Below are 15,901 nucleotides of genomic sequence, written 5' to 3' on the forward strand. Positions count from 1 at the left end.
ACGATCCTCTGCGCGTGATCAGCCGGCGGCCGCCGGGTCCGCGGTCGCGCCGGATGCCGTCGATGCGGCGTCGTTTGGATGCGCGGGCGTTCGGGCGAACGCGATCGGCGTGACCTTGTAATTGAGCGCACTGGTGGTGCCGCAGGTCACGTCCAGGGTGACGCCGGTGATCTTGGCGGCCATGTCCGAGGCGAGGAACACGGCGGCGTTGGCGATGTCCTGCGTCGACGGCAGCGCCTTGAGCATGGTGTCTGCGCGCATCTTGTCGATGAACTCGACGGCGCGCTCGCCGCCCTGTTCGATGGCTTCGCGGAATACGCGCGAGTCCGGAGAGCCCGCGGAGCGGATGTTCACGACGCGCACGCCGTATGGCCCCAGTTCGCTGGCCAGGTCGCGGGAGAAGCTCTCGATCGCGCAGCACGCCGGTCCGAAGCCGCCGACGTTGGCATAGCCGATGCCGCCGGGCGTGGCCGTCAGCGACAGGATCGCCCCGCCGCCTTGCGTCTTCATGAGGCGGCCGGCCGCGGTCGCCGTGATGAAGTGCGACTGCATCGCGATCCGGATCGGACGCACGAAATCCTCGACGTCCATGTCGACCAGTGCGATGTCCTGCGTGTCCTCGAGGCCGATGGCGTTGAACGAGATGTCGAGCGCGCCATGGCGCCGGACGACGTCGTCGACGTAGGCGTCGACGGCGTTCCGGTCCAGCGCATCCACCCGGGCGGCCTCCGCCTCGCCGCCCGTGGCGCGGACCTCGGCGGCCACACGCTCCACCGATTCCAGCCTGCGGCCGCTCAGCACCAGCCTGGCGCCCTCGCGCGCGAAGGCGCGGGCGACGGCGCCGCCGAGCGAGCCGCCGGCGCCATAGATCGCGGCGGTCCTGTTCTTGAGCATCATGTGCGTTCTCCCTGTTCAGGGCGCGACCGTTGTTCCGCGCATGGCGGGGCCGACGGTCCGCGCCGGCGGTCGGTCCATGACTGCGACGGACGAGGGGCCACGGAATCGACACCGCCAGCCGGCTTCCAAGGCAAGTGCAGAAGTCGCCTACGGGGCTTTCGCGCTGCGGTCGAGCAAGCCTGCGGCTCCGGAGCTTGTTTCCAGGCGCTGGCCGATCGACTTGCCCGCAGTCGGGGAGACCGGCCTGCCCGAAGGGCATCAGGGCGCCGGGTTTTGCAGCCGGTGCGCAGTCCGGGGCCGGCGAAGCGGCGGTCTCGGTTCCGACATGGCGCCATAACCGCGGCCATCCCCGGGCGCATCGCGGAAATGAGAACCAGTGCTCGCTGTAACCCACGCGCTATCCGCTCTTAACGCCAAGGTCTCGGGAAGCTGGCAGGGTGCGGTTTCAACCCACGACAATGGAGTGTGCGATGAACAAGTGGCGTCTTTCCGCCTCTGTATTCCTGGTGACGGTCGCCTGCAGCGCCGCGGCGCTCGCCGCCGTCCACCATTTCGATGTCATCGGGGAAGCCTACGGGCATACCAGCGAAGAGGCGATCGACAACGCGCTGCGCGTGGCGGAGACCAAGTGCTACCGGAGCTGGGGTCGTTCTTCGCAGGAGTACGCGGTCCTGGCCGAGTGGGTCGATCCGGCCACGGGGTACCCGTACGCCAGGGTGTCCGTGGGGTGCGCGGTCGAGGACTGACCCGGGTCCGAGGCAGGCGTTCGGCGGGCCGCCTTGCGCGGCCCGCCGTCTTTCCAGGGCCGGGTTCAACCCCGTCGCGCGGCCTCGATCGCCGCGATGTCGATCTTCCGCATCTCCATCATGGCGTCGAACGCACGCTTGGCCGCCGCGCGGTCGGGATCGGTGATCGCCTCGGTCAGGGCCGCGGCGTGATCTGCCAGGACAGGCCCCACTTGTCCTTGCACCAGCCGCAGGCGCTTTCCTGGCCGCCGTTGCCGACGATCGCGTTCCACAGGCGGTCGGTCTCGGCCTGGTCGTCGGTGGCCACCTGGAACGAGAACGCCTCGCTGTGCTTGAACGCGGGGCCACCGTTCAGGCCGAGGCAGGGGATGCCGAGCACGGTGAACTCGACCGTCAGCACGTCGCCCTGCTTGCCTTCCGGATAGTCGCCGGGCGCGTGATGGACGGCCGTCACGGCGCTGTCCGGGAAGGTTTCGGCATAGAACGTCGCGGCGTCGAGGGCGGTGCCGTCGTACCAGAGGCAGATCGTGTTCTTGCTGGTCATGTCGTTCTCCCAGGGAAGTGGTCGGGCGGGGTGTGTCTGGGCGACGAGCGGGGCGGCTGCGATTCGACAGTCCGGGTGGGGTGAAGCCGGTGTCGCGCCGGTTTTTGCCCCGCGCGCCCGAACGGTACCAGGGGCGAATGGCGCTTGCCTGACCGGCAACGCCCTGAACCGGCTGCCGCACTTCGGACGACGACGAACGGCAGCGCGATCTGCAATGTCAGCGGCAGGGATTGCGCAGGCTCGATTGCGGATTGCACGGAGCCACCACGTGCGTCCGTTCATTGGCCCCGCCAGCACGCGGGCGGTGCCACTGCCCTGTCGATCCGGGCGCTCGTCGTTCGTCCCGATGGAAAGGGCGCCGCAAGGGCGATCCCCAGCCAGGAGAAACCGACATGAGCAAGGTGGTGTGCGACATCTCGATCTCGGCGGACGGCTACTCGGCCGGCCACAACCAGACCGAGGAGCAGCCGTTCGGCGACGGCGACATGTCGATGCTCCACGCCTGGATGTTCGATACGCCGGAGGAGAACCGGGCGGAACTGAAGGCGATCACGAACGCCAAGGCGTTCGTCATGGGCCGCAACATGTTCGGACCGATCCGCGGCGAGTGGAGCGGCGACTGGAAGGGCTGGTGGGGCCCTGAGCCGCCCTACCATGCCCCAGTGTTCGTGCTTACCCACTACCCGCGCGCGCCGGTGGCGATGGCGGGCGGCACGACCTTCCATTTCGTGACCGACGGGATCGAGGCCGCGGTGGCGCGGGCGAGGGCGGTGCCGGGCGCTGGCGATATCGCCGTCGCCGGCGGCGCCTCGACCGTCAACCAGTCGCTGGCGGCGGGGCTGCTGGACGAACTGCGGCTGCACATCGCCCCGTTCACGCTCGGCGCCGGCACTCGCGTCTTCGACGGCGTTCCGCCGCTGAAGCTGGAGCAGGTCGCGTCGCGCGCCACCTCGCTCGTCACCCATGTCACCTACCGCATCGTCAAAGCGGGCCTTCCGGATTGACGTGCAGTCAGGCGATCCGGTCGGCATCGGGTTGCGCGACCTGATGTCGCGGCTCGCCGATCGCCGGCGGCTGGGCGCGGATCCCTGAGCCCAAAGGCAGCGGAGCGAGCTCCGCTCTACGGATCTCCCTTGCCCTGCTCGTTGGGAGGAGGGCGCAGCGCCGGGTGAGGAGTCGGCGCCCGACGCGTGCAAGGCGGATTGCGCGTTCGGCGCAAGGCGAGTAGCGATCGGGTCACCCGTCGGATGGAGCGGTCGCGCTGCGCACGGCCGCCGCGACGGGCGCATCGCCGCTCTTGACGTATCCGTGCGCCTCCGTGATCAGGCCGTCGCGTACCCGCATCACGGTCACGCCGCGAACCGACTGCGACAGCCCGGGGCCGAAGCGATAGCGCCAGCGGATGGTGCCGTGGTCGCCGCCGGCGACGATGGCTTCCTCGGCGAACTCGCCGTCGCGGCTGGCGGCGAGTTTCCGCCAGAATGCGAGGCACGCGGCGCGGCCCACGTGGCGCGTGCCGTCGGGCGCGGGCTCCACGCTCTCCATGACGCAGTCCTCGGCGATCAGGTCGTCGAGCAGCGATGCGTCGTGCTGCAGGAATGCGCGGTTGAAGCGCTGCAGGATGTGCAAGGTTTGCGATGTCGTGGCTTCCATGGGGCCTCCTATACTGTCGACGCGATGCGCCGGGACGGGAAGGAGTCTGCCCGGGCGCATCGGGCTGGGCTTGATCGGAAGTCCGGAATTCCTTGCAGGCCGGGTTGCCGGAGGGAGGCTGCCGGATGGATGCGTTGTCGGAAGCCATGCGCGCGGTACGCATCACCGGCGCGCTCTTCTTCAACGGCGAGTTCGCGGCGCCGTGGCGATTCGCCACGCCGGCGCAGGACCAGGTCCGCCCTGCGATTTCGCCGGACAGCGAGCGGCTGGTGCTGTTCCACCTGGTGACGGAGGGGCACGCGACCGCGCGCGCGGCCGGACACGGCGAGGTCAGCCTCGCAGCCGGGGACATCGTGGTGTTTCCGCATGGCGACGCGCACGAAATGTGGCGGGGACGCACCTCCAGACTTTTCCCCGGGGCGCGCCTGTTGCCGAAGCTCGCGAACGGCGAACTGGCCGCCGAGAAGTGGGGCGGCGACGGACCGGTGACCCGGATCATCTGCGGTTATCTGGGCTGCGAGCGCCACGCGGAAAGCCTGTTCCTGAGCGGCCTGCCCGCGATCCTCAAGGCGAACGTGCGCAACAGTCCCGCGGGCGCATGGGTCGAGAGCGCGATCCGCCACTGCGTGGGTGAGCCGGAGCTGCGGCAGGCCGGTCGTTTGGCGGTGCTCGCCAAGCTGGCCGAAGCGCTGTTCGTGGAGACGCTTTGCCAATACATGGACGCGCTGCCGCCCGCGCGCACCGGTTGGCTGGCCGGTGCGCGCGATCCCAAGGTCGGGCGGGCGCTGGCGCTCCTGCACCGCGAGCCCGCGCGCGCATGGACCTTGCCCGACCTGGCACGGGCGAGCGGTACCTCGCGTACGGTGCTGGCCGACCGGTTCGCCGAGCTCATGGGCGAAGCGCCGCTCGCGTACCTGGCGCGTTGGCGCCTCCAACTCGGTGCGCGCCGCTTGCTGGCCACGAACTGGAAAGAAAGTACTGAGGGTCGCCCAGGACGTCGGCTACGAGTCGGAGGCGGCGTTCAGCCGCGCCTTCAGGCGCACGTTCGGCGTGCCGCCGGGGCAATACCGGCGGGAGCGGAAGGCCGTGCAACCGCTGCGCGGGGCCGCAGCTGAGCCGGCGTAGCTCGGGGAAACGAAGCGCATCCGGGGTTTTCGGTCGCCACGTGTCCGGTGCGGCCGCCGGTCTTGCCCGGGCGGCGTTCCGCGGACCTGTCCGGATCACCCGGAGCTAAGGGGCGTCATGCCAGCCTGTGCATCGGCCCCAGCGCCGGCGGCGGTGCACGGGCACGCGGCCGATCCTGCCACGATTCGATCGAAGGAGGACCAAGATGGACTTCGCCGGATCGACGAGCGATGTTCCGCGCAACGATCCCGTATCGCGGGTGAGGCACCGCCGCGTCGACGTGTCGGGCATCGATACCTTCTACCCGAGGCAGGTCCCGACGACGGTGGTGCTGCTGCCGCACGGCTATCCCTGCTACTCGTTCGAGTTCCGCAACCTGATGCCGCGGCTCGCCGACCGCTGGCGGCTGGTCGCCCCGGATTTTCCCGGCGCGGGCTACAGCGCCACGCCCGACGACTTCGAGTACGGCTTCGACGGCTATGCCGCGTTCCTGGATGCATTCGTGCAGGCGCTCGGCATCGACCGCTTCGTGCTGTACCTGCACGACTTCGGCCCTCCCGTCGGCGCGCGCCTGGCGATCATGGATCCCGCGCGCGTGGTCGCGCAGATCATCCAGAACGGCGATGTCCCGTACAGAGGATGCGCTGGGCCCCAAGTACGCCGACATCGAGAAGACCTGGGCACTGCCCGCCGACCAGATGCGCGGGGAGATCCGCAAGGCGGTCAGCGAAGCCGGTTTCAGGGAAGAGTTCCTCAATGCCGTGCGGCCCGGCCTTGTCGACCGCATCCCGCCCGACCTGTGGCGGCTGCACTGGTCGCTGGCGACGCCGCGGCGCGTGGAAGCGATGGTCGACCTGATCGCCGGGCCGTTGGTCGCACAACATCTCTACCACGAGAGAGGCCTTTGTTTGCCTGGAGTCGTGAATGTTCCGGGCTAGTGGATGTCCCCATGGTGCCAAGGTTCTTCGGATGCTACTTCGCTAGGCCTGAAGACCCCATTTCCACGGACAACCGGAGCAGCAATCCCGGGTCCGCCTTGTGCGCGGACAGCACCCATCCATGCGCCAGCGCGATTTCCCGGCAGATGGTCAGGCCGAGGCCGGCGCCCTGGTCGCGCCGATGGGCGCCACGCCAGAAGCGGGAGAACATTTGCGACAGTTGTTGCGGATCCACGCCGGGGCCCGAATCGCGCACCGTCACCGTCGCAGCGCCCACCTCCACCCGCACCTCGGTGCCGCGCGGTGCGTGCTGGATGGCGTTTTCCAGCAGGTTTTTCAGCAGCGTGAACAGCGCACCGCGATCGGCTTGCCATCGCGCAACGGACGCGCTTCCGGAAAATCTCACATGCACGTGTGCCGCCTCGGCCATGCGCTGCAGGTAGGCAACGACGTCCTGCGCAACCTCCTGCACATCGATGATGGCGAAGCGGTAGTTCTGCACCTCGCTGGCTTCCGCCAGCAGCAAAAGTTGCTGCACCTGGCGCGTCATGTGCTCGACGTCACCGAGCAGAGAATCGCGATCCTCGCCCTCCCCTCTCGACTCGACCTGCGCGCGGATCAATGCCAGCGGCGTCTTCAACTCGTGCGCAGCCGTCGCAAGGAACTCCTGCTGGACGCGGTATCCGTGTTCCAGTCTGTCGAGTGCGCGGTTGAAGCTGTGCACCAGGGGCGCGATCTCGGACGGCACCGCCTCGGTGCGCAATCGCGCGTGGAGTGCGCGCGGCGAGATCGAGGTTGCGGCCTCCGACAGCTTGCGCAAGGGCCGGAGCGTGTATTCGAGCGTGACATAGGCGCAGATGCCGAAGACGATGAGCAGCAGCACACTGAATATGACGACGCCCGCACCCATGAACGGCAAGGTGAATTCCTGATAGATGAAGCCCAGCATCCTCGTGCTGACGGCGAACTGTAAGTACCAGGTCCTTCCGCCATGCTCGAAGGGCTCGATGACGCTGTGCATCCGGATGCCACCGCGTTCGAAGTTGAAGCCTCCAGGCACGAGTCCCCGCGATTCGGCGGGGGACCAGAATCCTTCTCCGGCAGCGGAAACGAGCACCGGACGCCCGGAGTCGTCGAGCACGCGGTAGGCAGTTTCCTCCTTGAGACTCTCATAGATCCACCTATCGTCATCCTCGCTGGCAGCGAGGCCGTTCGGGACACCCCTGGCGTCGAACCGGACCGCCCCGACCAGGTCCCGCGTGTACTCGGCCATGTCCGCCTTCAGCCACAGGTCGCTGCGGTAAGTCGTCAGCACGAAGGTCGCCAGGACCATGAGCAGGACGCTCAGGATCACCCCGACCACGTACGCGAGCAGGACCCGCAGGCTGAGGCTATTCGGCTTCACGAAGGGCATAGCCGAGACCTCTGACATTGATGATCCGTTGGCGCGAACCGATGGCGAGCAGCTTGCGGCGGATGCGATGCAGGGCGACGTCCAGCGCGCCCGGGGTGACGGCCTCGCCAAATCCCCAGCCGACCGACTCCAGCGCCCCGCGGCGCACGACTTCCTCGTGCTTGCGAAGCAGCAACAGCATGATCTGCATTTCCGCCGGGGCCAGCCTCGCGCTCTCGTCGCCGCAACACATGATGCCGGCGGCAGGCCGCAGCGTCAGATCGCCATGGCTGGGATCGAGCGGGCGAACCTCCACCGGGCGGCGCAGCAGTGCCCGCACGCGCGCCACCATCTCATCCATGGCGAATGGTTTTGGAAGGTAGTCGTCGGCGCCGGCATCCAGACCTTCCACGCGGTCGCGCAACGCATCCCGCGCCGTCAGCACCAGGCAGGGCATGCCCATTCCGGCGCCGCGCATGCGCCGCAGCAGGGCGAGCCCATCGCCATCCGGCAATCCGCGATCGATCACCAGCGCCTGGTAGGGCGTTTGGCGGATCGTGGCCCATGCCGCGTCGACGCGATCGACGACATCGACGGCGATTCCGGCGGCCACGAGCCCCTTGCAGACCAGTCGCGCAAGCCGCTCGTGATCCTCGATCAGGAGAATGCGGCTCATCGCGTCGTTTTGTTCTCTGGTGAGTGATGGAGGCAACGCGCTCGCACTGAAAGCTCTACTCCTGCATGCGTTCGACGAGCCGCGAATGAGCGGCATTGTCGAGCGCCTTCCTTACTGGACACTTACCTGGCCGAACCCATGCCTGGTCCGCGGGAACTTCCTGGTCGTAAGCAGCCGGAAAGACGCATCGCCCGACAGTAGCGCCTCCTTATAGCACGAGGCATCGCATGCGTCCGCACGGCGGGATCATTCCGATCGGGCAGCCCCAATCACACGCCCGCGTCGTGAACGAATTGAAGTTTCGATCACCGTTCCGTACGACGACGAGGCCTCGGTGCGCCCGCATCGTCTGGAGCGCCAGCAGCGGATCGGCGAGCAGTTCGCCGTCCCTTGCGCGTTCCTGTTTGTCTAGGACGGAAGCCGCGACGGTGGCGCCGAATGCATGGCGCGGCAAGCCGTGACCGCCGATTCGGCTGGTGCACCTGAGCCGCAATTTCGACAAGGAAGCCGCCATGACGACGGCCGGGCTGGACCTGGCACCAGGGATGCTGTCGTCATCCTGGATGCGGACCTCCAAGACCCGCACGAGCTGATGCCGCGGGTGATGCCGGCGCGGCGCGAGGGCGCCGATGTGGAGGTGATGCGACGCGGCACCCGCGCCAGCGAATCCCTGGGCAAACGCGTCGGCGCCCATCCGTTCCAGCGGGCACTGACCCGGATCAGCGGCTTCGACTTGGAATCGCTTCTCGCCAGGGCGGCACCAATGCGGTTGCTGGAGCTGGCAAAGATGGCCTACGTGCAAGTACAACGGCCACGACTGTTGATGGTGATGTGCCTTATCGGTACTGCCTTGTCTGTTTTTTATCCATCCGATTTGCTGAGTTACCGCGATACGCCGCGTAGTGAGCACGCACTGGTCACTGGCACGGAGCAGTACGGGCGGTTTATCAATACGATTGCACAGGTGGCATTGCCCATTGTCAAACGCGACCCGATAGGGATGGTGCAGAATCTCTATATCGGTGTTGCCGGTATCATCATGACGCATGGCTTAAAGCGGGCATTGGATCCAGTCGTTATCCTGGGTGTGCGCTTGGGTGAGCGCCCCTATGGCGGGCGGCACAACATGCCCTCCGGGCATGCCTCACTGGCATCTTCAGCAGTGTATTTCGTGGGGCGTCGTTACGGATGGTGGCACCTGTTTTACCTGGTGCCGGTGCTATTGCTGACAATGTTCGCGCGTGTCGAGCTCGATGCACATACCGGATCTGCCGTGATTGCAGGCGCATTGATCGGTATTTTTTCTGCTGCGCTGTTTACAGGAAAGTACAGGTCGTAAGCTGGCTGGCATTGGCGCCAGTCTGGTGGATGCCGGTGATCCTTCACAAAAATAATCTAGGAGGATCGCATGGGAGGATTCACATGCACGCCCTAGCGCTCAGGCTGTTGTCCGGTGCTTTCATTCCCAGGGTGCGCTGGCGTTTCCGGACGCCAATGTTCATTTTGGCCTGGGCACTATTCAATGCTGTGGCATACCACGTGCCGCTCTATCTGTTTGGCATTGATCATCTGGATGTCGCATCATTGCGTGCGGGCGTGACATTGCTCACGTTGTTCATCCTGGTCGTGGCAATGACCGCATTGTTTACTGGCATCATTGCCTTGATTGTGCCGCGACTGGTCAAGCCTTTGTGCATGGTGATGGCGATAGCCAATGCCATCGCACTCTATTTCGTGGTCACGTATGGCGTTGTGCTAGACAAGACCATGATGGGCAACGCCTTCAATACCGATATGGCGGAAGCGGCCGGCCTGTTTCATCCGTGGATGCTTGTGTACGCCTTTTGCCTGGGCATCGTGCCATGCTGGGTTCTCTTGCAAGTCAAGGTGACGCACACGCCTTTTTGCAAGCGCCTGGTAATGCCCATCGCGGTAAGTGTCTTCACGCTTTGCTGGGCGTATGGCGCATCCCAAAGCTGGTTGTGGATCGATAAATATGCCAAGCATCTTGGCGGCATGGTCCTGCCCTGGTCGTATGTGGTCAACGGTGGGCGCTATCTGGCTGGCAACGCGGCCCCGTACGAACGCAAGCTGTTACCTGCCGCCCATTTTGTGTCGAATGAAAAGAAAGTCGTCTTCCTGATGATCGGGGAGTCTGCCCGTGCGCAGAATTTCTCCTTGTATGGGTATGGAAGGCAGACCAATCCGGCAGTCGCCAAAGCTGGTGCCACAGTCTTCAAGAAGGCCCAGTCATGCGCCACGTACACGACTGCCTCACTTGAATGCATCCTGGCCTACCAGGAGCCCGGGGCACGCGCGATGTGGGAGCCATTGACCAGTTATCTCCAGCGTCATGGCGTCGAAGTCATATGGCGCACGAATAACTCCGGCGAGCCTGCAATGAACATACGGCACTTCGAGCGTCTTGGCGATGTGAAGGCCGGTTGCACGGGAGAGGCGTGTGACTATGACGAAGGTTTGTTGCGTGGCATTGAAGCGCGTATTGCTGCATCAAACCAGCAACGTATCCTGGTGGTATTCCATCTCGAGGGGAGCCACGGGCCAGCATACAACGTGCGCTATCCGTCACGTTTCAACGTATTTACACCTGTGTGTGCATCGGTCCAGTTGCACCAGTGCTCAAGAGACGAACTGATCAATGCTTACGACAATACCATTGTCTACACGGATTTCGTCGTGGGGCAGGCCATTGACGTGCTGAAGGGTTTACAAGGATATTCGACCTCGCTGATCTACGTTTCTGACCATGGCGAATCATTGGGGGAATACAACCTTTATCTGCACGGGACGCCCTGGTCGATTGCACCTGACGTCCAGAAGGAAATCCCGTTGATCGTATGGGATTCCAGCGCAGCCCATTCAAACGCGAATACGACATTGACTGTCGAAGGCACGTTTTCCCACGCCAATGTGTTTCACAGTGTCATGGGCGCATTCGGCATGCGTAGCGACATCTTCGAACCCGAATTGGATCTCTTCTCACCGGAGAGGCACCAATGACATTGAACGCGCTGGCAAGGACAGCCTGCGTGCAAGTACAACCCGAGGCCGCACTTCGGCCTGCACCCTGCCCGCCATGGCGCCATCGGCCGTGACGGGCAGGAACTTGAGCCCCACCCCGGCTTCGGCGGACAGTCCATCGCTTACGCGGCAGCGGTAGTGCCAGTGCTCATTGAGCGCCGAACCGAAGCGCTGGACGAAGCTCAGCGCGCCAAGACGGCTACCCGCCGGCGCATCGCGACAGGCGACGCGCAAGGCGCGCTCGATGACGCCTAAGAAGATCCGCAGCACGCAGGTGGCCAGGGCGGGGTCGGCGCGCAACGCCGGTCGTAGCCGCTTCGGCAGCGCCAATACCCGCTGTCGGAACGGCACTAGCGGAATCACCGCATCGACCAGATGCGCCGCGGTCCCGACCATGGGCGCTCGCCGGATCGTGGCCCATGCCGCGTCGACGCAATCGACGACACCGACGGCGATTCCGGCTGCCACGGGTCCCTTGCATACCTGGCCGCGGGAACTTCCTGTCCGGTAAGTATCCGGTAAGACGCATCGCCTGACAGTTGCGCCTCCTCAAGGCACGAGGCATCGCATGCGTCCGCACGCCGGCATCATTCAGCTCGGGACGTCCCGGGCACGCGCCCGCGTCACGACCGCATTGAAGTGCCGATCATCGTCCCTGGGTGAACGCATCAGCCACATGAAGTGGCTGTGGCCCGGGTCGGCACGGAGACCCGGGTGATCGGGTACCACCGCGACCCGCGTGCGGGCGGCCGCTGGAAGTGGAGCACTTCGGGCCCGCTGCGACCGCCGATCGAAGGCGCCACCTCCTTCTCGAGCAAGCCTTCGCGCTGGGCCGCCGCCATCGGCGTTGCGGCGGCCGCCGGCGGCGCCCTGTTCGGATTGTGGATCGCGACCAACGCGCTGCTTCTGGGAGAAGCGGTGCAGGTGTACCCGTCGCAGGTTTCGGTCAGCAGCTTTTTCGGTGGGGTGCAGCTGCTGGACGAGCAACTGTTTGTGTTTCTGAATTCGCTGGGCTCGGAACGCTGGGATGGCTTGTGGCTGTTTGTCACCAGCAAACTTTCCTCGGTTCCTGTTTTTGTAGCCTTAATGTATCTGGTGTATCGCCATTATGGACTCAAGAACCTGCTGATTATCATCGCCCTGATCGTGGTGATGATCACCATAGCAGATCAGTTGGCCAATCTATTCAAACACGGTTTTGAACGCCCCAGGCCCTGCCGGGAAGAACATCTGAAGGAGATCATCCGCTATATCGCACCGCGTTGCGGGCGCTATGGCTATTTTTCGGCGCATGCAGCGAACTCGATGGCATTGGCGTTTTTTATCGGGCTACTCCTCAGAAAAACCTACAAGTACCTGATACTGCTTCTGATGGTCTGGGCCTCGATCGTGGGCTTTAGCCGAATCTACGTAGGGGTCCATTATCCGGCGGACACCCTGACCGGCATGGTCATCGGCGACCTGGTCGGATTCCTTTTCTACAAGCTTTCACAGCGGCTCAACCTATGTGGCGATGGTTTCCTTCAGAAACCAAGTCGCCTGCAGACATGGGCCGTTCGGTACGTGAAGAGGATCCGGGGCCATCGGCCGAAAGCAGGGCCGACGCATGTATGACCTGAGCGTGGTCATCCCTACGTTCAACGAAAAGGACAATGTGCGGCCGCTGTTCGATCTGTTGCGCGCCGCGCTCGAGGGGCGATCCTGGGAGGCGGTCTATGTGGATGATGACAGCCCCGATGGCACGGCTGAGGAAGTGCGTTCCCTGGCTCTGGAATTCGACAATGTCCGTGTAATCCCAAGGATCGGGCGGCGGGGCCTCGCCGGGGCCTGTATCGAAGGCATTCTGTCCTCCACGTCCCCGTTTTGCGCCGTAATCGATGCGGATTTGCAGCATGACGAAACCCGGCTCGCACCAATGCTTGATGCGTTGCAGGGTGATGACGAATTGGACATCGTGATCGGCAGTCGCAACATTGACGGCGGGTCGAGTGGGCATGGTCTGTCTCGTATCCGGCGATGGGGCAGCGATCGTGCGACAGCCCTGACACGACGTCTACTGAACATCACGGCCTCCGATCCGGTCAGCGGGTTTTTCATGGTGCGCCGCCTGTCTTTCAATGAGGTGGTCACATCCCTACAAGGCGAAGGGTTCAAGATCCTCGCCGACATGCTGGCCGCGTCTGCAGGGCGATGGAAGACGCATGAAATCCCCTACACGTTTCGATCGCGTCACGCCGGAGAATCCAAGATGGATTCCGCTGTCGCCCTCGAATTCGTGTCGCTGCTGGTGGTCCGGAAGACGGGCGGGCTGGTGTCGACGCGGTTCGTACTATTTTGTGCCGTCGGCTTTACGGGCATCTTCGTGCAGCTTCTTGCTGTCAAGATTGCGCTGGTCTTTCTAACAGATCAATTTGCGTTGGCGCAGGCCTTCGGGGTGTTCGCAGCCATCAATTCGAATTTCATGTTGAATAACTTGATCACCTATCGGGACCGTGCTCTGCGCGGGCACGCGATCTGGCGAGGGTTGCTGAGTTTCTACGCAGTCTGTGCGCTCGGTGCGGTCATGAATGTGGGTGTGGCCAATTTTTTCTTTGCGGCTCTGCCGTTTTGGGCCCCGGCAAGTATCGTCGGCGCGATTGCTGGCGCAATTTGGAACTTCGTTGCTTCTTCACTGTTTACTTGGCGCACTCGTTAACGAGCGCAGGGGGCAAAGGTGACTCTCTGATGCGGCTTTCCGTTTTCACCATATCGCTTGCGTTTCTTGCCGTTCACCTCGCCATCGCCGCATTGGTACCCCTATTTGATGATGAAGCCTACTACGCACTGTGGGCCCGCGATCTGGCGCTTGGTTATTACGATCATCCGCCCATGATCGCCTACATGATCCGCATGGGAACCAACCTCTTCGGTGAAACCGCGCTCGGCATCCGCCTGTTTCCGGCGATTGGTTTCGTCGCCTCGGGATACCTCGTGGGCGATATGGCGCGGCGCATGTCCGGTGGCGCTGTGGGTCTGCCAGTGCTGGCGACAACGCTCTACAACCTTAGCCTGCTGGTCTTCGCTCTGGGCAGTTTCGCCACCCCCGACGCGCCCTCAACCTTGTTCTGGGTCGCCGCACTTTGGGCCGCGATCCGCGCGACCAACACGCTCCCAGACACACGTTCCGCGATGCTATGGTGGGTCTGCACAGGTCTACTCATCGGGTTCGGCGGCCTGTCGAAGTTCACCAATGCCTTTCTGGCCTTCGGATTGCTGGCCTACCTGATTGCCACGCTAAAAGGCCGCGCGTACCTGCTCACACGTCTGCCCTATATGACCGTGGTAGCGGCGATTCTGCCGCTTCTGCCCTATCTTTTCTGGAACCTGCAAAACGATTGGCTCGGCTTGGAACGCCAAGGCGCGCGCCTCGTCGCCTCCGGCTTCTCGACCCGATATCTCGGGGAATATGCCGCGCTCCTGCTCCTGGCGCCGACACCATTGGTCTCCTGGTTCGCCTTCCGAGCTCTCAAGGCCCCGCCAAAAGACAGCGCGCTGCTGGTCTGGAGCTCTGTTCCGCTCCTGCTCTACTTCGCCTATCACGCGACACATGCGCCAGTTCAAGCCAACTGGATCGTGCCGCTGCAGGCGCTCTTCGCCATTCCTGCGGCCTTTGGCCTCGCTCAAGCGCAGTCGCCGCGGCTTTGGACCAAGGCCACCCTCGCCATCGCATTGTTGATGAGCGTCGGTTTAGTCGCGACCACCTTCAACCCGTTCACCCCGATCGGCACGACCGACAATCCACCAAACCAAACGCGCGGATGGTCAGCGACCCAAGATGCCATCACTGAACTGCTCGAGGAAACGGGCGCAACATGGATCGCCACGACCGACTACGCTCGAACCGGATCGCTCGCGATTCGTTTTCCGCAAGTGCGCGTCTGGTCCGTGGCTCAACTGCAGCGCTACGGCTTCCGTGGCGCCTTCCCTAGCGAATTGTGCACCGCCCCCGGCCTCTTAATCGAGCGGGCAAGGCGGTCGGAAACGACCTCTGAGACAGCCCCAAGCCTCTTTGAAACAGTCGAAGCCACTCATGCAGCCATTCGAACGCAAGACGGAGTCTCACTGATGCGATATCATCTAACACCGGTATCCAGGGTTAAGTCGCCCGATTTGTGCCCAAACTAACGTACATTCACCGAAATATCTGGACCCTCGCCGCCGTAGGGTGCTGTTCTGACGCGAAGCCATGTCAGGTGCGCGCGTTCGAACGCGCAGCGCCGCAAGCCGCCGCGAATATCGACCAGCATCCCCACGCGACCACAGCCTTGAGTTGATCTGCCACGTGATCTGCGGTCAGTACTGCGTAGCGACCGTCGAAACGGACTGAACCACCCCGGCTTTCCCCGAGGCTCCTTCCCTTGAGAGGATAGAGCCATGAGGAAGTCTCCGAAGTTTTCCCCCGAGGTACAGGAGCGGGCCGTGCGACTGGTGCTGGAGCACTAGAACGAACACGGTTCGCAGTGGGCCGCGATCGGCTCGGTGGCCGGCAAGATGGGCTGCACGGCCGAGACGCTCAGGCGCTGGGTGCGGCAGGCCGAGCGTGACCAGGGCAAGCGCCCGGGTGCGATGACCGATGAGCTTGAGCGGCTGCGACAGCTGGAGCGCGAGAACCGCGAGTTGCGGCAGGCCAACGAGATCCTGCGCAAGGCGTCGGCGTATTTTGCCAGGCGCAGCTCGACCGCCGGTTCAAGCCATGACGGAGTTCATCGACGAACACCGTGCCGCCTACGGAGTCGAGCCGATCTGCAAGGTGCTGCCGACGAGGAGCGTCGATCCACAGCGTCCAGTCGCACCGGCACGACCGCGCCCGAGGCGGTGGACGCGAACATGAGGGGCATCGGCGCGCGC

General features: G+C 64.2%; 14 protein-coding genes, 4 pseudogenes and 1 other annotated feature. Of the genes and pseudogenes, 12 read left to right on the top strand and 6 right to left on the bottom strand.

Going from position 1 to position 15,901, the window contains the following annotated elements; genetic code table 11:
- Positions 1–18: 18 nt before the first annotated feature.
- Positions 19–897, bottom strand: a complete 879-nt coding sequence (locus tag U3649_RS09785) for an SDR family NAD(P)-dependent oxidoreductase (RefSeq protein WP_407351155.1) — start codon at positions 895–897, stop codon at positions 19–21.
- 470 nt (positions 898–1,367) lie between these two features.
- On the opposite strand from U3649_RS09785, the gene U3649_RS09790 reads away from it, so the two are divergent.
- Positions 1,368–1,643, top strand: a complete 276-nt coding sequence (locus tag U3649_RS09790) for a hypothetical protein (protein WP_407351156.1) — start codon at positions 1,368–1,370, stop codon at positions 1,641–1,643.
- A 65-nt stretch (positions 1,644–1,708) separates the two neighbouring features.
- Here the strand turns inward: U3649_RS09790 and U3649_RS09795 are convergent.
- Positions 1,709–2,187 (bottom strand): annotated as a pseudogene (locus tag U3649_RS09795) (VOC family protein).
- A 392-nt stretch (positions 2,188–2,579) separates the two neighbouring features.
- Here U3649_RS09795 and U3649_RS09800 point away from each other — a divergent pair.
- Positions 2,580–3,191 carry a dihydrofolate reductase family protein gene (locus U3649_RS09800; RefSeq protein ID WP_407351157.1) on the top strand — a complete coding sequence of 204 codons (612 nt, stop codon included), beginning with the start codon at positions 2,580–2,582 and terminating at the stop codon, positions 3,189–3,191.
- Positions 3,192–3,423: 232 nt separating this feature from the next.
- Here the strand turns inward: U3649_RS09800 and U3649_RS09805 are convergent, their stop codons facing one another.
- Positions 3,424–3,840 (bottom strand): nuclear transport factor 2 family protein, encoded by a 417-nt coding sequence (locus U3649_RS09805; protein WP_407351158.1) that lies wholly within the window; start codon positions 3,838–3,840, stop codon positions 3,424–3,426.
- A gap of 125 nt (positions 3,841–3,965) precedes the next feature.
- On the opposite strand from U3649_RS09805, the pseudogene U3649_RS09810 reads away from it, so the two are divergent.
- The 4 genes and pseudogenes from U3649_RS09810 to U3649_RS09825 all read left to right on the top strand — a co-directional run.
- Positions 3,966–4,550: pseudogene (locus U3649_RS09810) on the top strand (cupin domain-containing protein); the annotation flags it as partial.
- 229 nt (positions 4,551–4,779) lie between these two features.
- Positions 4,780–4,965, top strand: coding sequence for a helix-turn-helix domain-containing protein (locus U3649_RS09815; RefSeq protein WP_407351159.1), 186 nt, complete (start codon positions 4,780–4,782; stop codon positions 4,963–4,965).
- Positions 4,966–5,344: 379 nt separating this feature from the next.
- Positions 5,345–5,551, top strand: a pseudogene (locus U3649_RS09820) (alpha/beta fold hydrolase); the annotation flags it as partial.
- 37 nt (positions 5,552–5,588) lie between these two features.
- A complete protein-coding gene (locus U3649_RS09825) occupies positions 5,589–5,903 on the top strand; it encodes a hypothetical protein (RefSeq protein ID WP_407351160.1) in 315 nt (104 codons plus the stop codon).
- A 34-nt stretch (positions 5,904–5,937) separates the two neighbouring features.
- On the opposite strand, the gene U3649_RS09830 is transcribed toward U3649_RS09825, so the two are convergent.
- Both U3649_RS09830 and U3649_RS09835 read right to left on the bottom strand, forming a co-directional pair.
- Positions 5,938–7,308, bottom strand: coding sequence for a sensor histidine kinase (locus U3649_RS09830; RefSeq protein ID WP_407351161.1), 1,371 nt, complete (start codon positions 7,306–7,308; stop codon positions 5,938–5,940).
- Positions 7,295–7,972, bottom strand: a complete 678-nt coding sequence (locus tag U3649_RS09835) for a response regulator transcription factor (RefSeq protein ID WP_407351162.1) — start codon at positions 7,970–7,972, stop codon at positions 7,295–7,297. The genes U3649_RS09830 and U3649_RS09835 overlap by 14 nt, the downstream gene beginning before the upstream one ends.
- Before the next feature lie 457 nt (positions 7,973–8,429).
- Here U3649_RS09835 and U3649_RS09840 point away from each other — a divergent pair, with 457 nt between their 5' ends.
- Both U3649_RS09840 and eptA read left to right on the top strand, forming a co-directional pair.
- Positions 8,430–9,311, top strand: a complete 882-nt coding sequence (locus tag U3649_RS09840) for a phosphatase PAP2 family protein (RefSeq protein ID WP_407351163.1) — start codon at positions 8,430–8,432, stop codon at positions 9,309–9,311.
- A gap of 83 nt (positions 9,312–9,394) precedes the next feature.
- The gene (eptA, locus tag U3649_RS09845; RefSeq protein ID WP_407351164.1) at positions 9,395–10,993 is read left to right on the top strand and encodes a phosphoethanolamine--lipid A transferase EptA; all 1,599 of its coding nucleotides are present in this window, start codon (positions 9,395–9,397) and stop codon (positions 10,991–10,993) included.
- Here eptA and U3649_RS09850 read toward each other — a convergent pair.
- Positions 10,973–11,482, bottom strand: coding sequence for a hypothetical protein (locus U3649_RS09850; RefSeq protein ID WP_407351165.1), 510 nt, complete (start codon positions 11,480–11,482; stop codon positions 10,973–10,975). The two genes, eptA and U3649_RS09850, sit on opposite strands and share 21 nt — an antisense overlap.
- Positions 11,483–11,728: 246 nt before the next feature.
- On the opposite strand from U3649_RS09850, the gene U3649_RS09855 reads away from it, so the two are divergent.
- The 4 genes and pseudogenes from U3649_RS09855 to U3649_RS09870 all read left to right on the top strand — a co-directional run.
- A complete protein-coding gene (locus U3649_RS09855) occupies positions 11,729–12,628 on the top strand; it encodes a phosphatase PAP2 family protein (protein WP_407351166.1) in 900 nt (299 codons plus the stop codon).
- Complete coding sequence (locus U3649_RS09860; protein WP_407351167.1) at positions 12,621–13,709, top strand: glycosyltransferase; 1,089 nt, start codon at positions 12,621–12,623, stop codon at positions 13,707–13,709. The genes U3649_RS09855 and U3649_RS09860 overlap by 8 nt, the downstream gene beginning before the upstream one ends.
- 29 nt (positions 13,710–13,738) lie before the next feature.
- Positions 13,739–15,178 (top strand): ArnT family glycosyltransferase, encoded by a 1,440-nt coding sequence (locus U3649_RS09865; protein WP_407351168.1) that lies wholly within the window; start codon positions 13,739–13,741, stop codon positions 15,176–15,178.
- A gap of 249 nt (positions 15,179–15,427) precedes the next feature.
- Positions 15,428–15,812: pseudogene (locus U3649_RS09870) on the top strand (transposase); the annotation flags it as partial.
- Positions 15,706–15,825: a sequence feature (AL1L pseudoknot), on the top strand. Its footprint overlaps the pseudogene before it by 107 nt.
- Positions 15,826–15,901: the final 76 nt, after the last annotated feature.

Origin of the sequence: Luteimonas sp. R10, assembly GCF_045689605.1 — a bacterium.
Classification (GTDB): Bacteria; Pseudomonadota; Gammaproteobacteria; order Xanthomonadales; family Xanthomonadaceae; genus Luteimonas.